We start from the raw sequence: 24,602 nt of genomic DNA, 5'->3' as shown, positions 1-24,602 counted from the left end.
TTTTTATTATTGCAATACTTCGCTTAGTTTTTGTTCGAGTGCTTTACCTCTCAGGTTAGCCGCAACAATTTTGCCTTGCGGGTCTACGAGGATATTGGTAGGGATACCCGTAATACCATATAAAGGAACAACGGAAGATTCCCAGAACTTCAGATCGCTTACATGGTTCCACATCAAACCATCATCAGCGATAGCTTTTAACCAGGGTTCCTTTGCTTTATCAAGAGAAACACCCAGGATGGTGAAATTCTTATCCTTGTATTTCATGTAAGCATTCACCACATTTGGATTTTCCTGGCGGCAGGGCCCGCACCAGCTTGCCCAGAAATCAACCAGTACAAACTTTCCTTTGAAAGAGCTTAAGCTAACCTGTTTGCCATTGGGATCAGGTAATACAAAGTCCGGTGCTAACTGGCCAACCTTTGATTCCGGCCCGCTGGCTGCTCCCTGTTTGGATTCTTTCTCTGCTTCTTCAACAGACTTCATCATTTCCTTCACCATAGCGTTATCAGGGAAACGTTTCGCAATGTTTTCAAAGATCCCTTTATTTTCCAGGAATTCTGTGATATCATCAAAGCGCACCAGTTGCATGGCAAATACGGCGGCTACGGGTTGTTTTGTTTTTTGTGCGGCATCTATAAAGAACTGGCGGGAGTTTTTTGCTTCCTGTTCAAATGCATTCCGTCTTGCTGTGAGCAGGCTGTCTGACGTTTTAGCCATGCGGAGGCTGTCTATCGCCTGGATCTCTTTACTCATCACCTGTGCTTTTTCACTGTAGTGATTGAGTAATTGCTGGATCTCTGAAGTGGCTTCAGAGCCTTTCACGTCTATCTTTTCCAGTTCATTGTAATCTCCGTGGATACTCATGTCTCCCGCATCCAGTCCCAGCACAATGTATTTTCCATTTTCAAAACGGATGCGGTATAAACCTTGCTCGGTAACCATGCCATCCAGCTCAAACTTGCCACTGGCATCTTTTACAGCCGTGGTATCAACTATTTTAGGGCCTTGCATGGCCATTTCTTCCAGGTAAACTTTTTCTAACGGGGCATTGGCCAGTTGTACATCAATCTTGAATCCGCCTTTTTCCGGGTGGCTGCTACATCCGGCCAGCAAAGCTGCGCCGGCACACCATATGGCTAATTTTTTCATGGGCTTTTCTTTTTTCTATATGATGGACTAAAATTAGGGTTAATTAATCGGATGCTCCCCAGCGGTTTTGTTAAATTATGTAGCCGGTTCGGGCATGTTACTATGGGAATATATCCATTTCCGGGTTAATGCTTTGTAACTTATAGCAATAGACGGCAATGCCATTGCAGTAGCAATATTCCCATTCACGCCAATTTGGATGAACGGCTTATTTAGCTGTTCAACCGTTTCATTAAGAGTTCGTTAGTGAGTTTCGGATCTGCTTTCCCTGCGCTCAGCTTCATCACTTCTCCTACAAAAAGCCCGATGAGGCCTTTCTTTCCGGCTTTAAACTCGGCTACTTTGCCCGGGTATTTTGCCAGTACTTCTTCAATCACGGGCAGAATGTTCCCGGCATCATTGTCCTGCAGGAGGTTCAAATCCGTGGCAATCGCCAGTGGATCTTTATCCGGTGCTGTGATCATAGCCGGCAGGATGCGGGAGGAAGCAATAGAAAAGTTCACTTTCCCGTCTGCGATCAATGCAATAAGAGCTGCCAGGGATGCGGGTGTAAGCGGAAATGCTTCCATGCCGGCATTTTGTTCATTCAGCCATGATTTAACTGGTCCCAGCATCCAGTTGGCCGCAGCCTTGTGATGGGGGGTAGCATTGATCAGTGCTTCAAAATAAACGGCAGTGGCTTTATCATCACAGATCACACGGGCATCATATTCAGGAAGCCCCAGTTGCTGTGTATAGCGGGCCAGCATTTCTTCCGGCAGTTCAGGTAAAGTAGCGCGTACCTCATCCAGGTAAGCTTCTGTAATGCGGAATGGTGCCAGGTCCGGCTCCGGGAAATAACGGTAGTCGTTGGCTTCTTCTTTGGAACGGAGTGGGAAAGAACTGCCATTGGACGCATCAAAACTGCGTGTTTCCTGCACAATGCGTTCTCCGCCTTCCACCAGTTCTATCTGGCGTTTGATCTCATTATCTATGGCACGTTTAACGTTGCGGATAGAGTTCATATTTTTTACTTCCACCTTGGTTCCCAGGCTGGTATCACCTTTCAGGCGGATAGAAATGTTCGCGTCGCATCGCATACTGCCTTCTTCCATATTACCATCGCAGACATCCAGCCAACGTACCAGGCGGCGCATTTCTGTCAGGTAAGCATATGCTTCATCGCTGGTATGAAGGTCCGGCTCTGTTACAATTTCCACCAGGGGTACTCCTGCACGGTTGTAATCCACCATGGTATTCTGAGGGTCCAGGTCGTGTATGGATTTTCCGGCATCTTCTTCCAGGTGAATACGGTTCAGCCGGATATTGCGGCTGTTACCCTCTGCAAAAATGGGCACATGGCCTCCAATGCAGATAGGTGCAGTATGCTGGCTGATCTGGTAGCCTTTCGGAAGATCAGGGTAGAAATAATTCTTACGGGCAAAGAAGTTTTCCCGCTCAATCTCACAATGGCAGGCAAATCCAAGACGGACCGCCAGTTCCACCGCTTTCTTGTTCAGAAAGGGTAGCGTTCCCGGGTGCCCAAGGGTGATCGGGCTGATATGCGTATTGGGCAAACCGCCAAATGCCGCACTGTCACTGGTGAAAAGCTTGCTTTGCGTCAATAGCTGGGCATGTACCTCCAGGCCTATCACTGCTTCATATTTGTTATAATCGATGCTCGCGCTCATACTATTAATCCGTACTGATTCGCACAAAGATATTCAAACTGCAAAAAAGCAGGGAATTTTCGCGAAATTGTAACATATCATTTCTATAATTCTATCGTTATGGCCTCTATTTCCGATGTATATGCCGCCCAGCGCAGCTTTTTTGATTCCGGTGCCACCCGTTCCTATGCATTCCGCAAAGCACAGCTGAAAAAGCTGAAAACCACGCTGAAAAAACACGAAACAGCTATCCTGGAAGCTTTACAGGCCGATCTGGCCAAACATCCGCTGGAGGCGTTTTCGAGTGAAGTGGGGTTATTATTCGATGAAATAGACCATACCCTCACCAATTTAAGGGAATGGATGCGCCCCCAGGCTGTCAGTTCCCCGCTCATGCATTATCCCTCTGCCAGCAAGATCTACCGGGAGCCAAAGGGGCTTACGCTGCTGATAGGCCCCTGGAACTATCCTTTCCAGTTACTCATCAATCCCCTGATAGGAGCCATAGCAGCAGGGAATTGCGCCATCCTCAAACCATCGGAACTGGCTCCGCAGACGGAGGCCATTATCCAAAAAGTGATCAAAGATGCTTTCGATCCTGCGTTTGTGGCTGTTGTTACCGGGGAAGGCCATATTGTGATCCCTGAGATCATGCAGTTCCGTTTCGATCATATCTTCTTCACCGGCAGCATCCCCGTTGGGCGGAAGATCCTGGAAATGGCTGCTCCGCATTTAACACCGGTAACATTGGAGTTGGGTGGAAAAAGCCCCTGCATTGTAGATAAAGGGGCAGACATTAAAACCGCCGCTAAAAGGATCATATGGGGTAAATGCTGGAATGCAGGCCAAACCTGTATTGCGCCGGATTATATATTAGTGCATGAAAGTGTAATGAGCAACCTCATAGAAGAAATGAAAGCAGCCATTACCCGTTTCTTTGGAGAAGATGTTTCGCTCAGCAAAGATTATCCCCGCATCATCAATGAAAAAAGATTTGATCAGCTGACCTCATACCTGCAGCAGGGAACCATTGTAGCAGGAGGGCAAACAGACAGATCGAATAAATACATTGCACCCACCATCCTCACCAATGTTTCATTTGATGCGGCTATAATGAAGGACGAGATCTTCGGACCGATCCTGCCCGTTATCCCCTACAACGCGGCAGAGGAAGCCATAAAGATGATCGCGAAGAACCCATATCCCTTATCGTTATACATCTTTTCAAACAGCCGCCGCACGGAGAAAACCTTTATAGATAAAGTGGCTTTTGGTGGCGGATGCATCAATAATACGCTGGTGCATTTTACCAATGCAGATCTGCCTTTCGGAGGCATCGGTTATAGTGGCATGGGCCGTTATCACGGACGTTCCAGTTTTGATGAATTCACGCATTTTAAAGGCGTGATGAAAACAGCTACCTGGCTGGATGTGCCGGTGAAATATCCGCCGTTTAAGAATAAACTGAAACTGGCGAAACTGCTGATGCGGTAAATGGATTAATATAGTATTGAGCAGATATTTTCCACAACAAAAAGTATTGCTACCTGCCAAAAGAGCGCGGGCAAGGTTTCTGCCTGGCTTTAACAAAAAACGGCCCGCATTACGCGAGCCGCTTCTTTTTGCTTTACACTAAACTAAACTATAAATTTTCACCTTTCATTACTATATGTAACTACAGGTTCTCTGTATTTAATTTCTTCGGAACTTTAATCGTAAGCGTTTGTGTACTTCCATTCCTTTTCACTTTTGCCGTAATACTTTTCGCTTCTTTACTATCTCTATATAACTGCACTACATCCTTTGCGTCCTTAACAGGTTTGCCTGCTAACTCCGTGATCACATCTTTCTCTTTGAACCCTGCTTTATCAGCAGCAGTACCGTCCGCTACATCCAATACAACAGCACCATTCGCTTCTTCTGTATCCTGCACGGAAAGCCCCAGCCTTGTGGAATTCCTGTCTTTAAAAAACTCCGCAAAAGGATATTCCCGTCCATCAGGCGTGTTGCCAAAAGGGCTCCTGCCATCCGGCATCCTGAATTGATATTGATTACCACCACCGGGCCCTGAACGTAAAGAACGGGGAGCATCCTGCCTTTTCTCAAGCGTTGCGGTGGCCTTTTGCTCTTTACCATTGCGCAGGTAAGAAACAGTGATCTTATCACCTGGTTTCAGTTCTCCGATCGCTTCATACAATTCCTGTGGCTCGAGTATCTTTTTATCATTAATGCCCGTGATCACATCCCCATCTTTCAATCCTGCTTTTTCTGCGGCACTGCCTTCTGCTACTTCAGTGATCGTAGCACCTCTGGCATCTTCCTTCCTGGTGATAACACCCAGTACTGCCGGGTTTGGTGAGATAGAAAGCTCCTGCTCTTCAAAAGGAGAACCCGGCGGCAGGTTGCCATTCCTTGGAATGATCACCCGGCGGCGGACAATGATATCATTATCCTTGAATTCATCTAATTTCTTCCCGTCTGCAAACACCTCTCCGTCTTTGATCTCAATGGTCACTTTTGCATTCTTGTCAGCGCCTTTTCGTTTGATGATGATCTCATCATATTCACCCAGTTTACCAGAAGACCTTTCCTGGGAAAAAGCCGGCAGAGCCATTGTAATAGCCCCTAGGCTGAATACGAATAATAGTTTACGCATACAATATCCGGTTTTATGTACAGCAAATTTAGGGGGTAATCGGGGTAATAAAATGTTAAAAAAAGGACAGGCGGGCAAAGGTATCTTATACCCGGCCCGCCTGTCTGTTATGGATAATTATACTAATTAAAGAATACTTTTCACCTGCTCTATCACCTGCTGCAACTGACTCACATCCTGTCCCCCCGCTGTGGCCTGAGCAGGTTGTCCGCCACCGCCACCTTTGATCAACGGCGCCACCTGTTCTTTAATGATCTTCTGTGCATTCAGCCCTTTATCTTTCACCAGGTCCTCCGATAAGATAACAGCTACCTGTGCTTTCCCGGCTATGTTCGCAGCCAGTACAATCACATAAGGTGCCGTAAGAAGGTCTTTAACGTTGGATGCACATTGTCTTACCATGTCTGCACTACCCACCTCCACAACTGCTCCCAGGAAATGCACCCCATTCACAGCCACTGCCTGCTGCGGCAAGGTAGCAGCCAATTGCTGTGCCTGCTTGGCTTCCATGGATGCCAGCTGTTTCTCTAAGGCCGTTTTATCATTCGCCAGGTTCTCAATGGCTTTTACAATATCCTTCGGATTTTTCAGTTGCGCTTTTACTTCTTTCAGTTGCTGCAATTGCTCATTTACAAACGCTTCCGCTTTTGCACCCGTCACTGCTTCAACACGGCGAACACCAGCAGCCACAGCACTTTCAGCAATGAACTTGAACAATCCTAATTCACCTGTATTCCCAACATGTGTACCGCCACAAAGTTCAATTGAGTAGGATGGATCGATGGTCACCACCCGGACAGTTTCACCGTATTTCTCCCCGAAAAGCGCCATAGCACCCAGTTTCAGGGCTTCTTCACGAGGCAGTTCTTTTATCACCACAGGAATATTCTCCCGGATCTTTTCATTAACGATCGCTTCAATCGCAGCCAGTTCTTCATCTGTTACCTTCGCAAAATGAGAGAAGTCGAAACGCAGGTAATCCGCATTTACCAGGGAACCTTTCTGTGCAACATGTGTTCCCAGCACAGCTCTTAAAGCAGCATGCAATAAGTGGGTGGCAGAGTGATGGCGTTCTGTGTTCTTCCTTTTGGATGCATCCACCGTTGCCTGCACAGTACCGGTAAGAACAGCCGGTAAAGTGTCAACAAAATGAACGATCAGGTCATTCTCTTTTTTGGTATCCGTAACGGTAATGAGTTCTCCATTAAAATCCAGTGTACCGGTATCTCCCACTTGTCCGCCACTCTCTGCATAAAAAGGAGTTCTGTCCAACACTATTTGGTATTGCTCTTTCCCTTTGGCTTTGATCTTGCGGTGTTTCAGCACTTTGGCGGGAGACTGCAACTCAGTATATCCCACAAAAACACCGGAAGGCTGGTCCTGCAGAATATTCCAGTCTCCCATATCCAGTTCTGTAGCTGCGCGGGAACGGTCTTTCTGTTTTTTCATTTCGGCATCAAAGCCTGGCTCATCTACTTTAAATCCGTTCTCATTGGCTATCAGCATGGTAAGGTCCAGCGGGAAGCCAAAAGTATCATAGAGTTCAAAGGCCGTTTTACCATCTACATTTTTGGAAGGAGCGCCACCCATAAAATCTTCCATTCTGCGGATGCCGCTATCCAGTGTACGGAGGAAACTGCTTTCCTCTTCAAACACTACCTTCTTTACAAAATCCTCCTGTTGCAGCAATTCCGGGAACACCTTTGCAAACTGGCCCGCCAGTACCGGCAGCAGTTCATGCAACAAAGGTTTCTTAACATCCAGGAAAGAGAAGTAATACCGTACGGCTCTTCTCAGGATGCGGCGGATCACATATCCTGCCCCCGTATTGCTGGGAAGTTGACCATCTGCGATGGTGAAACAGATGGCACGGATATGGTCTGCGATCACCCGGAATGCGATATCTATCTTTTCCGTGCGTCCATATTCCTTACCGCAGAGTTTTTCTGTAGCATGGATCACCGGCATGAACACATCCGTATCATAATTACTCTGTTTTTGCTGTAACACCCTCACCAGCCGCTCAAACCCCATCCCGGTATCCACATGTTTAGCCGGAAGTGGCTCCAGGCTGCCATCTTTCAGACGGTTGAACTGCATGAATACATTGTTCCAGATCTCAATTACCTGGGGATGGTCATTATTCACCAGGTCTTTTCCCGGAACCTGTACCCTTTCTTCATCCGTTCTGCAATCCACATGAATTTCAGAACAGGGGCCGCATGGACCGGTATCTCCCATTTCCCAGAAGTTATCCTTCTTATTACCCATCAGGATCCTGTCTTCCGCAATATATTTCTTCCAGTGTTCCATGGCTTCTGTGTCAGACGCCAGGTTTTCTTTCGTATCTCCTTCAAAAACAGTTACATACAAACGGTCTTTGGGCAGTTTGTATACCTCCGTCAGCAATTCCCAGCTCCAGGCAATGGCTTCCGCCTTAAAATAGTCCCCAAAGCTCCAGTTCCCCAGCATTTCAAACATAGTATGATGATAAGTGTCAATACCCACCTCTTCCAGGTCATTGTGCTTGCCGCTTACCCGGAGGCATTTTTGAGTATCTACCACCCTTTTATAGGCCGCAGGCTTGTTTCCCAGGAAAATATCCTTGAACTGGTTCATCCCCGCATTGGTAAAAAGCAGGGTGGGGTCGTTTTTTACCACTATTGGGGCTGAAGGCACGATCTGGTGGCCTTTGGAAGCAAAAAAATCCAGGAACTGTTGTCTGATCTCGGCTGCGGTCATAAAATATTACTACGTATTAATATCTAATTTTAACTTTATAATTGCGTCAGTTCTAAATTTGACTTTAATTTGTAATTAATGAAAAATTGGTCTGTTCTTAAAATTGACATTCAAAAGGTTGCCGTTTTAGCCTATTTCGCTTAGGTTTGTGCACCCCGTTTTTAAATTGTGCAATGCAAAGGGACAAAATGAACGCGGTGCAAAAATATCGAAATAATCAAAAACAAGCGATAATCGCAGTTTTCCTTAAAAAAAAGCAGCGATAATAATATTGACCGCGCTACGTTAAACGGTCGCGTACCATATCAACCCAAACAGGTTCATGAAGAAGATCAAATATTTTTATAATACACAAACACTAAAATACGAAAAGCTCGTAGTGTCCCTGCGGGTTAAAATATTAAGGGTGCTGGGTTTTATCTCGGCAGCCATCGTTACAGGTATCCTCTTCCTCTCTGTTGCCTACAGATTCCTGGATTCTCCTAAAGAAAAGCTCCTGCGCGCGGATATCGATAATATGAAAGAAGAATACGATGCCCTCCAGGGAAGGATGAATGAACTGAAAGGCCATATGGACGAATTGCAGCACCGGGACAATGAAATCTACCGCGTGATCTTCGAAGCCGCTCCCATCCCGGACAGCGTAAGGGCAGGAAAACCGGAAAAAACGGAACAGGAAATGGAGCAGCTGCAGTCCAAAGACAACCACGAAGTGATAAGGGCAACCGCTAAAATACTGCAGGAACTGATCAACCGGGTGAAGGTACAGGAGAAATCCTATGTGCAGATAGAAGACCTGATCAAGAACAAACAAAAAATGCTGGCCTCTATTCCCGCCATCCAGCCGGTATCCAATAAAGACCTCGACAGGATAGCCTCCGGTTTTGGTTACCGGATCGATCCTATTTATAAGACCATGAAATTTCACGGCGGACTCGATTTTGCCGCTCCATCCGGCACACCCATTTATTCCACAGGAGATGGCGTGATCGAAGAAGCCAGCCTGAGTGATGTGGGGTACGGTAATCACGTGGTTGTAAATCACGGTTATGGTTACAAATCGCTCTACGGCCACATGGTTAGGATGAAAGTAAAACGCGGGCAGACAGTAAAAAGAGGAGATGTGGTTGGCTGGGTAGGAAGCACCGGAAAATCAACCGGCCCGCACTGCCATTACGAAGTGAGCAAGAACGGAACCAGGGTAGATCCTGTGTACTTTTTTTATAACGACCTTACGCCCGAACAGTTCGACCGCATGCTGAAGATCGCCCGCTCCGGCAACCAGTCCTTCGATTAATGGAATGATTATTGGAGGAAATGCCCGTGTGCATAAAATTAGATAGCTGTGCAGGATAGGATGCGTAGGTGATTCCGTAATATTGTATCCATATTCTCTTTCAATTAATTGATATCGGTTATGATGCAGCAACTGGACTTATTTGGAGCCGAGCCGCAACAGCCCGCACCCGGCAAGCCTGCACCTAAAAAGGAGTTGGAAAAAACGAACGTGGCCGATAGCGGAGAAGAACAACCTGCGCAACCCATCGATCACCTGCCTTTAAAGGGAAAGAAGCGTGGACGCAAAAGCCTGAAAGAACTGGCCAGTGATCCGCATGTGATCCAGGAACTGGAAAAACTCACACTGGATAAGCAATATTATTCCATCAGCGAAGTGGCCGGTATGTTTAGGGTAAATACTTCCCTGATCAGGTATTGGGAAAATGAATTCGATATTCTGCAACCCAAAAAGAACCGTAAGGGAGACCGCCTTTTCCGGCAGGAAGATATCCAGAACCTGAAGCTGATCTATCATTTACTGCGCGAACGCAAATACACCATCGAAGGAGCTAAACAAAAACTGAGGGAAGATAAACGCTCCGCCTCCCGTAATTTTGAAATGGTGAAATCACTGCAAAAAGTGAGAGCATTTTTAACAGAGTTAAAAGATCAATTATAAAATACAAATTATGCGTTTACACACAGTATTATTAGGATGTGGATTGCTGTTGTCTTCCGTGACGATGGCGCAATCCGTTAAAGGGCAGTTGAAAGGAAAGATAGAAATGAAACAGCTGACCAGCGATTCCGCTTTTGCATGGTTCTATACCGGTGTGAACAGGTATGATGCGAACACCAATATGGTAAACTATATCAAAACAAATAAAGACAAGATCCAGTTGGTAGCCCTCGTGAACACTACAGACGATGCCAGCAAAAAATTATTGCCTGCATTCTATAAAGTGATGATCCTGGCCAGTGTGCCCGAAGAAAGCATTCACCTCTACGGCGCAGATAACAGTGGCAATACAGGAAACGCCGTGGCAGATGGATACAAAGTGAAAAGAGTACCCGTGATCCTCGTAATGCGCGACGGTAAAGAAGAAGGACGGATCTCCGGAAGTCCCAAACAAACCGTTGAAGACGACCTGGCTCAGATCATTATGAAAATGAATAATAAGAAAGATTAGTTCGATATGGACCCAATTAAAAAGCCTCGCTGAAATTATTTCAGCGAGGCTTTTGTTTAGTGCCGGTAAACCCTTCACATAGGGTACTTGTTCGTCATTCCATTACTACTCCTATACCCTGGGATCTTTTAGTATTACTGAACGGGTGGTGTATCTGTTTTCATGGCCAGCTTTACTCCATTCTCCTGGAGTATCCGTATCGCAGCAAAGTTCACATCTTCCCGCAGTTTCACATAAGCTGCATTCTCCAGGATATTGGTCATATAAATGACCTGCAATACAAAGGAATCTTTTGTGAAATCAAACAGGCTCACAGAATAACCGGGCTCCACATCTTCATGTTTGGAGAGATAATCCTGGATCCCTCTTACCACTTTAGCAGCACCGTCTGAAGGTGTATCTGCAGCCAGTTCCAGTTTCACCGCTACCCTTTGCTGGGTACGCAGCGATAGATTATCCAGCACACTGTCCACCATCTTTTTATTCGGCACCGTTACAAACGTTTTTTCCAATGTACGGATGCGTGTACTGCGGAGTCCTATCTTTTCCACCGTTCCCTGGAAGGCATCCACTTTTACACTGTCGCCCACGCGGAAAGGTTTATCCGAAAATATGATGAAAGAACCGATAAGGTTTTCAATGCTTTCTTTAGCAGCTAATGCCAGCGCAGCCGCACCAATTCCAAGACCGGCCACCAGTTTCTCTACAATGTGCTGTCCGAATAATATATTGATCAATACCATCCCCCCGATAATGATCATGATGGCTTTGAAAAAATCCCGGAAGAAAACAATGAACTGGTTATCCGTTTTGTCTTCCGTGAGGTCTGCCTTCTTTTCAAGGATCAATGCCACAAAATCCATCAGGCGGAGTAAGATCCATATCACGGTAAGGCTGAAAGTGATCTGCAGCAAGGTTTGCAGCAGCATGTGTAAAGTATACGGATCATTGCTGCGGTTATAGATAGTGATGTTTAATTCCGGTGGAAATACCAGGTGATTACTGCCCATGATAAAAGCAGTGAGCAGCAGGAAGTATTCTAAGGGGCGTAATAAAAGTTCAACAAATTCATGTTGCTGAATGGTGGGCGACCAATGTTTGATCAGCTTGAAAAGCCCTGATGCCAGGCTTTTAGATAACACACGCCGGATAAAGAATACAAACAATACAATGCCCAGCACAATCAGGTAATTGCGGATAGGATTGCTAAAGATGATACTGTTTAAGAAGTCTTCCATACTTTGCAAATGTAGTAAATAGCCTAAAACCGGAAAACCCTTCCGCTTACGCCATTCGGAAAACCCTTGCTTCATCATTCACGATCTGCACCAGCCCGGGCTTTTTCCCTTTATCAAAACTTCCATACAGATCTGCAATATCCAATGCCTGCGCACCATTGATGGTAGCCCATTGCATAATATTTGTCAGCGGGATATGCGGATATTGTTCCCGTATGGTTTTGATCTCTGCCCAGATAGATAACTGGTGATTAGAGGCAAGGCTATCCGTACCTAACGTCATCCTGGCACCCAGTTGCAGAAATGCAGGAATGTCCGGCAAACGGTTTTCAATATACATGTTCGCATTAGGGCAGAGGCACCAGAATATTTCCTGTGGCCTTGAATTAGCAAAGCGTATATCCATTTCTGTTGTATACGTATTATGCACCAGTAACATCTTGGGCGTATGGGAGAAATAGGGGAGATAACTTTGCAGGCTGCTGGTACCCGTAGCAGAGAACTTAGCGATATCAATTCCAAAATGCTGATAGAAACCCAGGAAATCTCCTGTTTTGTGCTTGTACAATTCATCTTCCGCAGGGCATTCCTGGTTATGAATGCTCACCGGTGCATTCCCTTCCATACTACCCAATAATTTGAATAAAGTAGCAGATACGGAATAAGGGGCATGTGGTACCAGCGAAACAGGTTGTTCTTTTGCGGCAAATTGTGAAAACACGGTAGCAGAATGTTCCAGCCGCTGATGGGCTACGGCGTCGATAAAACCCATGCATTCCACAAAGCTGTGCCAGTAGAGCGGAGATCTTAACTTATGTTCCAGGGTGGCAGGGGTATTACAGATATCCCCCACGGCTACGATCCCTTCTTCTTCCATCTCTTTCCCGGCGGCAGCAATAGCCGCCTCCAATGTTTCCGCAGTGGGAGGTTGCCTTTGTTCCATCACCGTCCGAAGGAAAACAGGTAGTCCTGTATGCTCCGGTACTTTGCCTTTCATATGCGAAAGCTCCAGGTGGCAATGGGTGTTAATGAATCCCGGGGAAAGCCATCCCTCAACCTGTTGAATATCTTCGCCTGCCCAGGACCTTGGAACGAGGGCAGATACTTTTCCCGTATCGTCCAGGATCAATACCCTGTCTGGCCCATGGAACCGTTGGCCATCAAAAATGTCGTCTGCTGCCAGCTTTATCATCTTTGTCTTTTTTTAGGGGCAAAAATGTAATTTTGCAACCCGAAGTAATTGCGAAATAAGCTCTTTTAGTTCGTAATTGTTAATTCGTCACTGATTATGATAGATAAATTAGACGCCATCAAGGGCCGGTACGAACAGGTATCCCTGGCTCTCACCAACCCCGAAGTGGTAAAGGATAATAAGCAATTCAGCAAGCTGAGCAAAGAATACCGCCAGCTGGAGAAGATCGTGAAGGCTTACGATAATTATCGTAAGTTGCTGGATGCCATTGCTTTTAACAGAGAGGTGCTGGAAAGCGGAGACGATGAAATGAGAGAACTGGCCAAGGAAGAAACCGAAAGCCTGAACGAACAGAAAGAGCAGGCCGAAGCGGAGATCCGCAACCTCCTGATCCCGAAAGACCCGCAGGACGAAAGGAATGCCATCCTTGAGATCCGGGGTGGTACTGGTGGGGACGAAGCCAGTCTTTTTGCAGGAGACCTCCTGCGGATGTACCTCCGTTATTGTGAGAACAAAGGTTGGAAAACCACCATCATGAACGAAAACCCAGGTGCAGTGGGTGGTTATAAAGAAGTAGTAGTGGAAGTGACCGGTGATGATGTATACGGGACCCTCAAATTCGAATCCGGCGTACATCGTGTGCAAAGGGTGCCGGCAACAGAAGGTTCAGGAAGGGTACATACCTCTGCCGCTACCGTGGCTATTTTGCCGGAGGCAGATGAAGTGGATGTGGATGTTCGTGATGCGGATATCAAAATGGATACCTTCCGTGCATCAGGAGCTGGAGGACAGCACGTAAACAAAACGGAATCTGCCGTAAGGCTTACCCACATTCCAACCGGGGTGATCGTGGAATGCCAGGAGGGCCGTAGCCAGCACTCCAACAGAGACATTGCCATGAAGATGTTGCGTACACGCATCTACGAAGCAGCCGTACGCAAACATGAAGATGCCATTGCCTCCAAACGTAAAAGTCTTGTTTCCACCGGGGACCGTTCTGCCAAGATCCGCACCTATAACTATCCCCAGGGCCGGATCACAGATCACCGTATTGGAATGACCGCCTATAATATGGATGCTTTCATGAATGGAGACATCCAGGACATGATCGACGCCCTCCAGTTTGCCGAGAATGCCGAGAAAATGAAGATGGGAGACCAGGTCTGATTTCAGCAAACAATTTGCGGCGGGGAATGTTATTATGTTCTACAGTTAAGTATCTTTCCACCCTAAACCATATCAAAATGCTTGATCAATTAGTTCAACTGGTGCGTGATAGCGCACAGGAAACAGTGGTAGCCAATCCAGCTATACCTAATGAGCAAAACGATGCAGTGATCGGAGAGGCTTCTCACTCCATCGCTTCCGGTTTACAGGAAGCGCTCGCCAGTGGAAATGTAAAGGACGTAATGGGCCTTTTCAATTCCAATGGCCAGGTAGATAACAGTAACCCCGTGGTCAACAACATTTCCGGTAACCTTATCAGCAGCCTTACGGAGAAATTTAACCTCAATGGCAGCACAGCAGCAGCTATCGCGGGATCTCTCATCCCCAGCGTATTGGGTTCCCTGGTGAAAAAGACCAACGACCCAAGCGACAATGGTTTTTCACTGGACGGCATTTTCAGTTCCCTCACCGGAGGTTCTACCCAGGGCCTCAATTTGGGCAGCCTGCTTGGCAAATTTGCCGGCGGCCTCGATAAAGACGGTGATGGCGATGTGGATCTGCAGGATATGGTGGGAATGATCAGCAATGGCGCAAAACAACAACAGGGCAGCGGAGGATTAGGCGGCCTTTTAGGCGGTATCTTTGGAAAATAACTACCTTAAACGGACAGGTGAGCATCGTCTCCTGTCCGTTTTTAAAATACTGCTCCTCAATTATTTATAGGGGAAACCGCTTTCTTGGCAAACTATTTGTTTAGGGCTATGGTATAAACTATATGCAGGCAGCAAAACCTGGCAAAAATCTCACTATGTTAAAATTAATTATGATGAAACGAATGAATGCATTTGTAGCAATAGCTTTAGCCGGTACACTGTTACTCGGGAGCTGTAGTACATGGCAGGGCATGGATAACACAAAAAAAGGAGCAGTGATCGGAACCGGGGGTGGAGCAGCAGCAGGTGCTGTTATTGGTAAAGCTGCCGGTAATACAGCCCTTGGTGCTATTATCGGAGCAGCCGTTGGCGGAACTGCCGGTGTACTGATCGGTAAGAAAATGGACAAACAGGCACAGGAGATCAAAAACGAAGTGCCTAATGCTACCGTGGAAAGAGTAGGGGAAGGTATCAACGTTACCTTTAACTCCGGTGTACTGTTCGGTTTTGATAAATCAGACCTTACCGCTACTGCACAATCCAATATCCAGGAACTGGCACAGGTATTAAATAAATATCCTGATACGCACGTACGTGTTGAAGGACATACGGATGATACCGGTGCAGATGCTTACAACTACAGTTTGTCTGAACGCCGCGCAAAAGCAGTAGCAGCTTATCTCAGCTCACAAGGTGTGGCCGCTAACCGTATCCAGACCTTCTGGTATGGTGAAACCCAACCTAAAGTACCAAACGATTCAGAATCTAACCGTGCACAGAACCGCCGTGTGGAATTCTCCATCTTTGCGAACGATAAAATGAAGCAGGATGCAAAGAAAGAAGCAGGTCAACAATAAAAGTATTTAGTTGAATTTTCTCATAAGCATTTGAAATCTTCCTCCCGGTTTTCCGGGAGGATTTTTCTTTTACAGGGTGTCAAGCCCCGACAGTATGATCTTACAGGCAGTGCGGATCTCTTCTTCCTTAATAATTAATGGCGGTACCAGCCGGATGCATTGTGGTGCAAACAGGAACCAGTCTGTGATCACACCGTTTTTTATACAATGATCGATCACTTTTTTATTCGCAGGAAAGTCTTCCAGTTCAACAGCCAACATCAAACCTCTTGAGCGCACTGCTTTAATGCGCGGATGTTGTAACAGCTCCAGGAATAACTTTTCTTTCGCCGCTACTTCCTTCATCATATTCTCTTCTATCAATGCCTTCATTCCTGCAAGGCCGGCGGCACAGGCAACAGGATGTCCGCCAAATGTAGTGATATGGCCCAATACCGGTTGATTGGTGAGGCTCCACATCACATCCCGGTTGGCAATGAAAGCACCTAAAGGCATGCCGCCCCCCAATGCTTTTCCCAGTAAAAGGATATCAGGTACCACATCATATTGCTCAAATGCCCATAAGGTACCGTTCCGGCCAAAGCCGCATTGTATCTCATCCAGTATGAGGAGAGCGCCGGTTTCTGTACACTTTTTACGCAAAGCCTGCAACCATTCCACCGCAGGTGCCAGCACACCGGCTTCGCCCTGTATGGTTTCTGCGATCACACATGCCGTACGTTCTGTAATGCTGTCCAGCATTTCCATGGAGTTATGCAAAAGATGCTGCACATCCGGTAATAATGGCCGGTAAGCGTTCCGCCAGTATTCATCTCCCATGATACTCAGCGAACCCTGTGTTGAGCCGTGATAGCTATTCTTAAAGGCAATGATCTCTGTACGTCCGGTATGGCGTTTCGCTAATTTCATAGCACCTTCCGTGGCTTCACTGCCGGAATTGGTGAAATACACGCTGTTCAGGGAAGATGGCAAATGCCGTGTGAGATAAGTGGCATAAGCTACCTGGGGAGATTGCACAAATTCCCCATACACCAGCAGATGCATATAGGTCTGTGCCTGTTCCTGGATGGCCTTTACCACCGCAGGATGGCAATGCCCTATGTTGCAAACGCTGATCCCTGCTATCATGTCGAGGTATTGTTTGCCATCCGCATCCCACATATACATGCCCTCTGCTTTTACAATCTCCAATGCCAGCGGGGCATCCGAGGTTTGAGCCACATGTTGTAAAAAAAGCTGCCTGTTATTCATTGCCGCGAAGTTAGTGAAGTTCTATATTTGTAACATGCCAGTAATATTACCAGTAAAAGGAGTATACCCTAAAATGGGTGAAAATAGTTTTATAGCCCCCAATGCTACCATCGTAGGAGATGTGGTAATGGGCAATGATTGCAGCGTTTGGTTCAATGCCGTTGTACGGGGAGACGTGAACAGCATTCGTATGGGCAATAAGGTGAATATCCAGGACGGTGCCGTGATCCACGCTACTTACGAGAAAACCAAAACCACCATCGGCAATAATGTGTCCATTGGCCACAATGCTATTGTACATGGCTGTACCGTAGAAGATAATGTACTGATCGGCATGGGCGCGATTGTGATGGACAATGCCCATATCGGCAGCAATACCATTATTGCCGCCGGTGCTGTAGTATTGGAAGGAACGCAGGTAGAGGCCGGGACCATTTATGCAGGCGTACCCGCTAAAAAGGTGAAAACCATCAGCCAGGAACTGATCCATGGGGAGATTGACAGGATAGCAAACAACTATATCATGTATGCAGACTGGTTCCGGGACCAGGTATGATCACTTGAGAAAAAAATGCTATATTGCATAAGATAAAATACCCTGTCCCTATGAAAAGAAAATGGTTATTCCTGCTTTGGGCAGTTTTTCTACTGACCAGTTGCGCATCTCAGAAATATGGCTGCCCCGGCAGTACCTATTACAACAAGGGAAATGCCAAGCAAAATTCAAAGGCCGGTAAACAAATGAAATTATTCTAAACTGGATCTTATTATGCGCAGGTTTTGCTTTTTACTGATGCTGGCAGCAGGTATCCTGGCGATAGGATGCCGCACGCAAAAAACAGGTTGTAAAGTTTCCAAACGTAATATGGGTGCTGAAAAGGTGATGGACGAAATGAACGCACCCAGGAAGAAAGGGTTGTTCAACAGGGGTGGTTAATAAGATTTGTCTTCTATCGTGTGCCAGATAGCTACATAGCTCAGGTACCTTTCCATATCCAGTATCCCCGCTTCCACCGCATCTTTCACAGCACAATCAGGTTCATCCAGGTGCTGGCAGTTATTGAACTGGCAGTTAGGAAGAAAAGGCCGCATATCCAGGAAATACTGGGATAATTCTGTTTTGGGAATGTCAACGATCCCAAATTCCCGCACCCCCGGCGTATCTATTAATCTTCCGCCATCCGGCAGATCAAACATCTCTGCGAAAGTAGTGGTATGTAAACCCTTCCCGCTCCAACCGCTCACATTTTTTGTTTTCAGTTTAAGGTCTGGCAATAACCGGTTGATGATAGTGGATTTGCCCACACCGGAATGCCCTGAAATAAGGCTTGTTTTATGATGCAGCATGGCCTGGACCTCTTCCATACCCGCACCGGCTCCTGCAGCCGTTAGTAATACCTGATAGCCCATGGATTCGTATACCGTTTTCCAGTGTTCGAATTTTTCCATTTCCTTATCCTTATACACATCCATTTTATTGAAGATGAGTACGGCAGGGATATGATAGGCAGCAGCGGTTACAAGAAAACGGTCTATAAACCCCTGGGAAGTACGGGGTTCTTTCACAGTACAAACCAATACCGCCTGATCAAGATTAGCGGCAACAATATGTTTTTTATGCTTGCCATGCGGAGAGGCCCGCACGATATAATTCTTCCGGTCACTGATGCCCGTGATCATAGCAGCCGCTTCTTCATCCTGTTCCAGGCTGAGCGTTACTTCATCACCTACCGCAATGGGATTGGTGGAAGTGATATCATCATCCTTCTTAAAGATGCCCTTGATGCGGGCCTGAAGAAAGTCACCTGCTTCAGTTTTGGCAGCATACCAGCTGCCTGTTGATTTGTAGATCGTTGCTTGCACGGCGTAAAGATAAGCCAATTAAGGGAGTCTCCTGAAGAGTGTGTACCGCAGCACCACTTCCAGTAAAAGACAAGCCAGGGCAATCATGGCCAGCGGGAAGAAATATTCTTTGTAACGTTTGTAGGAAGTGATCTCCACTTTTGTACGTTCCAGTTTGTCAATCTCTCCGTAGATGTTTTTGAGGGAAGTATTATCTGTAGCCCTGAAGTAACGGCCACCGGTTTCAGAAGCAATCTTCTTCATCAGCGGCTCATCTATCTGCACATCCACCATTTGCATTTGCACAGTACCGTCGGGCATTGTAGCAGGAGAGGGGGCTTTACCGATCGTTCCAACACCTACGGTATATACTTTGATCTTATAAGCTTTGGCAATCTCCAGTGCAGTGAGCGGATCTACAAGGCCGGTATTGTTCACACCATCCGTTAGCAGGATGATCACTTTGCTTTTTACTTTGCTGTTGTGCAAACGGTCTACCGCAGTAGCTAATCCCATTCCTATAGCAGTACCGTCCTGCAACAAACCGCTGCGGATGGTCATGATCTGTTGTTTCAATACCGCATGGTCCATTGTAATGGGGCATTGCGTAAAGCTTTCACCGGAAAAGATAACCAGCCCGATGCGGTCGCTGATACGGCTGTCCACAAAATCCATCGCGGTTTTTTTGGCCGCTTCCATTCTGTTGGGCAGCAGGTCCTCTGCCAGCATACTACCGGAAATGTCTATACTTAATACAATGTCTATCCCTTCACTGTCTATATTCTCTGAAGTATTGGATGTTTGAGGGCGTGCCAGCGCAGTTACCAATGCCGCAAAAGCAAGAACGCGCAATACCAGCAATAATGGGCGGAAGCGTACTTTCCAGGATACAGGTAAACCTTTCAGGCCTTGCAGGGAAGATACCTGGATAGATCCCTGGAACTTGCGGCCAGCGCTGAATTGCCACCATACCATTACGGGAATGAGTAGCAGCAGCCAGAAGAAGGCCGGGTAAGCAAATTCAATATGTTTCCAGATGTCCGGGTTCATGCGTCAGTTACTAATTTGTGCTGTTAGATGCAGGTTGTTCAGCAGCAACAGCAGATGGTTTTGTCCATTCTACCACAGCTATCGCTTTACGGAGGCAATCCTCATGTTCTTGCGGAGAGGGCTGCAGCTTGGCAAACTTAGCCAGGTCAGCCAACGTAAGGATGCTCTGCAATTTATCCCGTTGCTGGTTCAGCACCGTTACAGGTTTAATGTTTTGCATCAACTCTGCACTGGTTTGTTCCAGTGCAGCAATATGGAACTGCTGTTCAAAATATTGCCGGAGGATATCCGTGAGTTGTGTGTAATATAATTTCACATCGCTGTTCCATGGCTTTTCCTTTTCCAGTAATTCCAGTTGCTCCATGGCCAGTTGGTAAGGAGCTTTGGCTGGCCTGGCGGGAGGTGCCACCACAGCAGGTTTACGTTTCTTATGCCAGAATACGAAATACAGCACGATGGCCGCGCTCAAAGCTAAACAGGCCAGCAGGTAAGGCCAGTAGTCAAGTATGTTCCAACCCACCGAGCGCAATGCTTTGATAGGTTTGAATGCTTTGGTTGTATCTACCGGTACTGTATTTACATCAATGAAAAAGGGCTCTGTAAAAACGGAATCATAAGAACCATCCGTTACAGAGAACACTTCAAATTTCATAGGGGGCATTTCCCAACGGCCGGAATCAAAGCTCGTGAGCGTAATGATCTGCTTGAATAACTTCTGCTGTTCATTGGAACCGGAAGTATCCAGCTGCGTACGGTCTGTGATCTCTATATGATTGAGGGAATCCGGCAGATTGGGGAACACTACTTTCAAATTAGCACCTTTCAGGGCATAGATCATCACCTTGGCAGTGATCTCTAATCTGATAGGTTCACCAATTCGGATCTGCGTAGTATCGGGGATCGCTTTCACCTTAAAATAATCCTGGTATTGCTCCTGCGCAAACAATTGAGTTGTTGCAAGCAGGCATCCCAGCAAGGTATACACGAATATGTTCTTTTTAACTTTCATCCGGTGTGGCAGTGCTCAGTTTATGCTTTAACCCTTTTCAGGAAAAATGATTGTAGTGCTTTTACATAATCTTCATCCGTGCGTATACTGACCAGGTCTGCCCCGCTCTTCATAAATGCGTTACGGCAATACTGCGCATGCTGCTGGAATTGATGGGTATAATATTTCCGCACATTCTTATCGCTGGAATCCACCCATTGTGTGGCGCCCGTTTCACTATCCGTCATCTTCATTATACCCACGGAAGGCAATTCCTTATCCCGTGGATCATATACCTGCACACCCACCACATCATGCCTTTTAGCAGCAATGTTCAGTGCATCCTGGTAATTACCGGAAAAGAAATCGCTTAGCAGGAACATAATACTGCGCTTCTTGTTTGCATTGTTAAAGAAACGCAGCGTTTCCGCGATATTAGTCCCTTTCTTTTTAGGTGTAAAGGATAACAGTTCGCGGATGATGAAGAGGATATGTGATTTACCCTTTTTAGCCGGAATGTATTTCTCCACCCCGTCACTAAAAAAGATCACACCAACCTTATCGTTATTTTTGATGGCAGAAAATGCCAGTACTGCACAGAGTTCTGTTACGAGGCTGCGTTTGGTATGCTGGGCGGTACCAAATGCTTCACTTTCGCTCACATCTACCAGCAGCATTACCGTCAGCTCCCGTTCTTCTTCAAAGACCTTTACAAAAGGATGATTGAAACGGGCCGTTACGTTCCAGTCGATAGACCGCACGTCATCCCCGAAGTGATAGTCCCTCACTTCGCTGAAAGACATACCCCTGCCCTTGAAAGCGCTGTGGTATTCGCCTGCGAAGATATGATTCGTTAAGCCTTTGGTCTTTATCTCCAGCTGGCGGACCTTCTTGAGTATTTCTGAAGTCTCCATGTTTGTTGCAGGTTTAAATTCGGCTTATGGCACTTCAACTGCGTTGAGTATCTCGCTCAGGATGTTTTCGCTGGTTACGTTCTCTGCTTCCGCTTCGTAAGTAAGGCCAATACGATGGCGCATTACATCAAAACAGATGCTGCGTACATCTTCAGGGATCACATATCCTCTGCGTTTTGTAAAGGCATAAGCTTTGGAAGCAAGGGCCAGGTTAATGCTGGCACGTGGTGACCCCCCGTAGGAGATCAGTGGTTTCAGTTTGCCCAGTTTGTAATCTTCCGGATTACGGGTGGCGAACACGATATCGATGATGTATTGTTCGATCTTTTCATCCATATACACCTGGCGTACCAGTTTACGTGCTTCCAGGATGTCTTCAGGGCTTACCACGGGATTGATCTTTACCTGGCCTTCCGGTTGCAGGTTCTGACGGATGATGTGGCGTTCTTCGTCTTTGGTAGGATACCCGATCACCACCTTTAACATAAAACGGTCTACCTGGGCTTCCGGTAAGGTATAGGTACCTTCCTGCTCTATCGGGTTCTGGGTGGCCAGTACCAGGAAAGGCTCATCCAGTTTAAAAGTAGTATCACCTATGGTCACCTGCCTTTCCTGCATGGCTTCCAGCAGGGCACTTTGTACTTTCGCCGGGGCACGGTTGATCTCATCCGCCAGGATAAAGTTGGCGAAGATGGGACCCCTGCGTACCACAAACTCATTCTTTTGCTGATTGTAGATCATGGTACCTACAACGTCTGCCGGTAAAAGGTCCGGCGTGAACTGTATCCGTGAAAAACGTGCATTGATGGCAGAAGACAAAGATTTGATGGATAAGGTCTTAGCCAAACCGGGTACCCCTTCCAGGAGCACATGCCCCTGAGCCAGTAAGCCGATCATCAGACGTTCAACCATATACTTCTGCCCTACGATCACTTTGTTGATCTCCAGATTGAGGATATCAACAAAAGAGCTGGCCTGGTGGATCTTTTCGTTGAGTTGACGAATATCGTACGATGTATTTTCCATGTATTTACATTTCGAGGGTGCTAAAATACTGATTCCCTTCCTTAAACATACTGCCATGGCGGGCATCCGCAGTTAAAGTGCTGTTAAATAACGACCCTGAACAGCTTCCCCGGTAGACAGATATGGTTTAAAAAAAAATCCAATTTAATAAAGGGCAGCGATATTTACATCAATTTTTTATGTAAACCGTACATTTGCTGTTCGTTACCGGTCTGCAATCTATATGCCATATGCTTGATTAGCAGCAGGAACCATTAAAAAAATAAAGAAATGGATCAGGATGATTTCAAAATAAGATGGAAAAGGGTGGAAGATATGCTCACAGAACGATTCGGTAAAACACCGAACATGGAGGCCACACTTTTGTTGATAGGTATACAGGAATTAAATAGCCCAAAAACGAAGTTCACCAAAGAACAGAAGCAGGACCTCATGCACATTGCTGTTTGTTCCCTGCTGAGCCAAAGCGGATATTTTGAACCGGAGGGGCGCGACAGGGATGGCTGGCCTCACTTTAAAGAAGTACAGCCGGTACCCAAAATGGGGATGGAAGAACAGGAAAGGTTCCTGAAGGAGCATATAATCGCCTATTTTGAAGAATAAACCATCCATATGCATAGAGCACTACTGCTGTCTTTTTCCTTATTGTTCTGTATCTCTGTGAATGCCCAGCGTAACCGTAAAGTGAAAGTAACTACGGAATACGGTACCATGGTGATCAGGTTGTATGACCAAACGCCGCTGCACCGTAACAATTTCATCAAACTCGTAAAAAAGCATTTTTACGATAGCCTGTTGTTCCACCGCGTGATCCACAACTTTATGATCCAGGGAGGCGACCCCGATTCTAAGAATGCCAAACCCGGCACGGAATTAGGGAATGGAGGCGTGGGATACACCGTACCGGCAGAATTTCAACTGGACCTCTTTCACAAAAAGGGTGTATTAGCAGCTGCCCGGGATAATAATCCTACAAAAGCATCCGATGGCTGCCAGTTTTACATTGTACAAGGCAAGAAATTCACAGACGGGCAACTGGATACGCTGGAACAAACCCGCCTGGGCGGCCGGAAATTACCGGTAGACCAACGGGAGATCTATAAAAAGATAGGCGGAACACCGCATCTGGACCAGAATTACACCATCTTCGGAGAAGTGATCAAAGGGCTGAATGTGGTAGACAGTATTGCCATGGTGAAGACAGACAGGAACAATCGCCCCTTACAGGATGTACGGATGAAGATCAGGCTGAAAAGGAAGTTCTTCTTCTTTTAATCATTGAATTTTAACATATTCGGGGGGAAGAAGTTTTTATAATTCACCCCACAATCTTTATTTTTACGGCTCAAAATCAAACTTGACATGAATTTTCCGTCACAACTGCGTTACACAAAAGACCACGAATGGGTTTTGTTAGAAGGAAACACTGCTAAAGTGGGTATTACTGAATTTGCTCAGCGTGAACTGGGTGATATCGTGTTTGTGGACATCACCACAACCGGTAAAACACTGAATGCTGAAGAGATCTTTGGTACCGTGGAAGCGGTAAAAACAGTGTCTGATCTGTTCCTGCCTGTTGCCGGTACCGTAGGTGCCGTAAACCCAAGACTGGAAAACAGCCCTGAACTGGTGAACACAGACCCATATGGCGAAGGCTGGATGGTAACCATTGAAGTAAGTAATGCTGCTGATGTGGATGGATTGTTAACCGCAGATGCTTACAAAGCACTGATCGGAGAATAAGTATGAACGAATTG

At 46.4% G+C, this 24,602-nt stretch carries 25 protein-coding genes; 13 read left to right on the top strand and 12 right to left on the bottom strand.

Annotation, left to right across the window (positions count from 1 at the left end):
- Positions 1 to 6: 6 nt before the first annotated feature.
- Together BUR42_RS19830 and gatB are read right to left on the bottom strand one after the other, a co-directional pair.
- The gene (locus BUR42_RS19830; protein ID WP_074241284.1) at positions 7 to 1,152 is read right to left on the bottom strand and encodes a TlpA disulfide reductase family protein; all 1,146 of its coding nucleotides are present in this window, start codon (positions 1,150 to 1,152) and stop codon (positions 7 to 9) included.
- Positions 1,153 to 1,364: 212 nt separating this feature from the next.
- A complete protein-coding gene (gatB, locus tag BUR42_RS19825; protein ID WP_074241282.1) occupies positions 1,365 to 2,822 on the bottom strand; it encodes an Asp-tRNA(Asn)/Glu-tRNA(Gln) amidotransferase subunit GatB in 1,458 nt (485 codons plus the stop codon).
- 99 nt (positions 2,823 to 2,921) lie between these two features.
- On the opposite strand from gatB, the gene BUR42_RS19820 reads away from it, so the two are divergent.
- Positions 2,922 to 4,295: an aldehyde dehydrogenase gene (locus BUR42_RS19820; protein WP_074241280.1), complete on the top strand. Its 1,374-nt coding sequence runs from the start codon at positions 2,922 to 2,924 to the stop codon at positions 4,293 to 4,295.
- Positions 4,296 to 4,476: 181 nt separating this feature from the next.
- Here the strand turns inward: BUR42_RS19820 and BUR42_RS19815 are convergent, their stop codons facing one another.
- Together BUR42_RS19815 and alaS are read right to left on the bottom strand one after the other, a co-directional pair.
- On the bottom strand, positions 4,477 to 5,457 hold the full coding sequence (locus BUR42_RS19815) for a PDZ domain-containing protein (protein WP_074241278.1): 981 nt from the start codon (positions 5,455 to 5,457) through the stop codon (positions 4,477 to 4,479).
- Positions 5,458 to 5,583: 126 nt separating this feature from the next.
- On the bottom strand, positions 5,584 to 8,199 hold the full coding sequence (gene alaS / locus BUR42_RS19810) for an alanine--tRNA ligase (RefSeq protein WP_074241277.1): 2,616 nt from the start codon (positions 8,197 to 8,199) through the stop codon (positions 5,584 to 5,586).
- 322 nt (positions 8,200 to 8,521) lie between these two features.
- Between alaS and BUR42_RS19805 the strand changes: the two genes are divergently transcribed.
- The 3 genes from BUR42_RS19805 to BUR42_RS19795 all read left to right on the top strand — a co-directional run bounded on the left by BUR42_RS19805 (position 8,522) and on the right by BUR42_RS19795 (position 10,667).
- Entirely contained in the window at positions 8,522 to 9,496 is a 975-nt protein-coding gene (locus BUR42_RS19805; protein ID WP_074241275.1) for a M23 family metallopeptidase, read from the top strand.
- A 120-nt stretch (positions 9,497 to 9,616) separates the two neighbouring features.
- Complete coding sequence (locus BUR42_RS29460) at positions 9,617 to 10,156, top strand: MerR family transcriptional regulator (protein WP_234979728.1); 540 nt, start codon at positions 9,617 to 9,619, stop codon at positions 10,154 to 10,156.
- A 10-nt stretch (positions 10,157 to 10,166) separates the two neighbouring features.
- Positions 10,167 to 10,667, top strand: coding sequence for a thioredoxin domain-containing protein (locus BUR42_RS19795; RefSeq protein ID WP_143197527.1), 501 nt, complete (start codon positions 10,167 to 10,169; stop codon positions 10,665 to 10,667).
- A 134-nt stretch (positions 10,668 to 10,801) separates the two neighbouring features.
- Here the strand turns inward: BUR42_RS19795 and BUR42_RS19790 are convergent, their stop codons facing one another.
- Together BUR42_RS19790 and BUR42_RS19785 are read right to left on the bottom strand one after the other, a co-directional pair.
- Positions 10,802 to 11,905, bottom strand: a complete 1,104-nt coding sequence (locus BUR42_RS19790; protein WP_074241271.1) for a mechanosensitive ion channel family protein — start codon at positions 11,903 to 11,905, stop codon at positions 10,802 to 10,804.
- Between the two features lie 46 nt (positions 11,906 to 11,951).
- Positions 11,952 to 13,097 (bottom strand): amidohydrolase family protein, encoded by a 1,146-nt coding sequence (locus BUR42_RS19785; RefSeq protein WP_074241270.1) that lies wholly within the window; start codon positions 13,095 to 13,097, stop codon positions 11,952 to 11,954.
- 96 nt (positions 13,098 to 13,193) lie between these two features.
- Between BUR42_RS19785 and prfA the strand changes: the two genes are divergently transcribed.
- From prfA to BUR42_RS19770, 3 genes are all read left to right on the top strand, one after another.
- Entirely contained in the window at positions 13,194 to 14,264 is a 1,071-nt protein-coding gene (gene prfA, locus BUR42_RS19780; protein ID WP_074241268.1) for a peptide chain release factor 1, read from the top strand.
- A 77-nt stretch (positions 14,265 to 14,341) separates the two neighbouring features.
- Positions 14,342 to 14,917 (top strand): hypothetical protein, encoded by a 576-nt coding sequence (locus tag BUR42_RS19775; protein ID WP_074243105.1) that lies wholly within the window; start codon positions 14,342 to 14,344, stop codon positions 14,915 to 14,917.
- A gap of 155 nt (positions 14,918 to 15,072) precedes the next feature.
- Positions 15,073 to 15,774 (top strand): YiaD family glycine zipper/OmpA-like lipoprotein, encoded by a 702-nt coding sequence (locus tag BUR42_RS19770; protein ID WP_234979726.1) that lies wholly within the window; start codon positions 15,073 to 15,075, stop codon positions 15,772 to 15,774.
- Between the two features lie 69 nt (positions 15,775 to 15,843).
- Here the strand turns inward: BUR42_RS19770 and BUR42_RS19765 are convergent, their stop codons facing one another.
- A complete protein-coding gene (locus BUR42_RS19765; RefSeq protein ID WP_074241266.1) occupies positions 15,844 to 17,025 on the bottom strand; it encodes an aspartate aminotransferase family protein in 1,182 nt (393 codons plus the stop codon).
- Between the two features lie 34 nt (positions 17,026 to 17,059).
- On the opposite strand from BUR42_RS19765, the gene BUR42_RS19760 reads away from it, so the two are divergent.
- Genes BUR42_RS19760 through BUR42_RS29800 form a run of 3 tightly spaced genes read left to right on the top strand, consistent with a single transcriptional unit; the run spans position 17,060 to position 17,962 of the window.
- Positions 17,060 to 17,581, top strand: coding sequence for a gamma carbonic anhydrase family protein (locus BUR42_RS19760; protein WP_074241264.1), 522 nt, complete (start codon positions 17,060 to 17,062; stop codon positions 17,579 to 17,581).
- Between the two features lie 50 nt (positions 17,582 to 17,631).
- A complete protein-coding gene (locus BUR42_RS29805) occupies positions 17,632 to 17,781 on the top strand; it encodes a hypothetical protein (RefSeq protein ID WP_159442310.1) in 150 nt (49 codons plus the stop codon).
- Positions 17,782 to 17,794: 13 nt separating this feature from the next.
- Positions 17,795 to 17,962, top strand: coding sequence for a hypothetical protein (locus BUR42_RS29800; protein ID WP_159442309.1), 168 nt, complete (start codon positions 17,795 to 17,797; stop codon positions 17,960 to 17,962).
- On the opposite strand, the gene rsgA is transcribed toward BUR42_RS29800, so the two are convergent.
- Genes rsgA through BUR42_RS19735 form a run of 5 tightly spaced genes read right to left on the bottom strand, consistent with a single transcriptional unit; the run spans position 17,959 to position 22,845 of the window.
- Positions 17,959 to 18,888, bottom strand: coding sequence for a ribosome small subunit-dependent GTPase A (rsgA, locus tag BUR42_RS19755; RefSeq protein ID WP_074241262.1), 930 nt, complete (start codon positions 18,886 to 18,888; stop codon positions 17,959 to 17,961). The two genes, BUR42_RS29800 and rsgA, sit on opposite strands and share 4 nt — an antisense overlap.
- Positions 18,889 to 18,906: 18 nt before the next feature.
- Positions 18,907 to 19,917, bottom strand: a complete 1,011-nt coding sequence (locus tag BUR42_RS19750; RefSeq protein ID WP_074241260.1) for a vWA domain-containing protein — start codon at positions 19,915 to 19,917, stop codon at positions 18,907 to 18,909.
- Between the two features lie 10 nt (positions 19,918 to 19,927).
- The gene (locus BUR42_RS19745; RefSeq protein WP_234979724.1) at positions 19,928 to 20,902 is read right to left on the bottom strand and encodes a hypothetical protein; all 975 of its coding nucleotides are present in this window, start codon (positions 20,900 to 20,902) and stop codon (positions 19,928 to 19,930) included.
- A gap of 44 nt (positions 20,903 to 20,946) precedes the next feature.
- Positions 20,947 to 21,819, bottom strand: coding sequence for a DUF58 domain-containing protein (locus tag BUR42_RS19740; RefSeq protein ID WP_074241256.1), 873 nt, complete (start codon positions 21,817 to 21,819; stop codon positions 20,947 to 20,949).
- Positions 21,820 to 21,843: 24 nt separating this feature from the next.
- Positions 21,844 to 22,845 (bottom strand): AAA family ATPase, encoded by a 1,002-nt coding sequence (locus BUR42_RS19735; protein WP_074241254.1) that lies wholly within the window; start codon positions 22,843 to 22,845, stop codon positions 21,844 to 21,846.
- Between the two features lie 270 nt (positions 22,846 to 23,115).
- Here BUR42_RS19735 and BUR42_RS19730 point away from each other — a divergent pair, with 270 nt between their 5' ends.
- The 3 genes from BUR42_RS19730 (at position 23,116) to gcvH (ending at position 24,588) form a co-directional block, all read left to right on the top strand.
- Positions 23,116 to 23,448 carry a hypothetical protein gene (locus tag BUR42_RS19730; RefSeq protein WP_074241252.1) on the top strand — a complete coding sequence of 111 codons (333 nt, stop codon included), beginning with the start codon at positions 23,116 to 23,118 and terminating at the stop codon, positions 23,446 to 23,448.
- Positions 23,449 to 23,457: 9 nt separating this feature from the next.
- On the top strand, positions 23,458 to 24,120 hold the full coding sequence (locus tag BUR42_RS19725) for a peptidylprolyl isomerase (RefSeq protein ID WP_074241251.1): 663 nt from the start codon (positions 23,458 to 23,460) through the stop codon (positions 24,118 to 24,120).
- Between the two features lie 87 nt (positions 24,121 to 24,207).
- Positions 24,208 to 24,588, top strand: a complete 381-nt coding sequence (gene gcvH / locus BUR42_RS19720) for a glycine cleavage system protein GcvH (RefSeq protein WP_074241249.1) — start codon at positions 24,208 to 24,210, stop codon at positions 24,586 to 24,588.
- The last annotated feature ends 14 nt before the right edge of the window (positions 24,589 to 24,602 follow it).

Source organism: Chitinophaga niabensis (assembly GCF_900129465.1).
In the GTDB taxonomy this organism is placed as follows: domain Bacteria; phylum Bacteroidota; class Bacteroidia; order Chitinophagales; family Chitinophagaceae; genus Chitinophaga; species Chitinophaga niabensis.
This window is presented reverse-complemented; position numbering and strand designations above follow the sequence as displayed.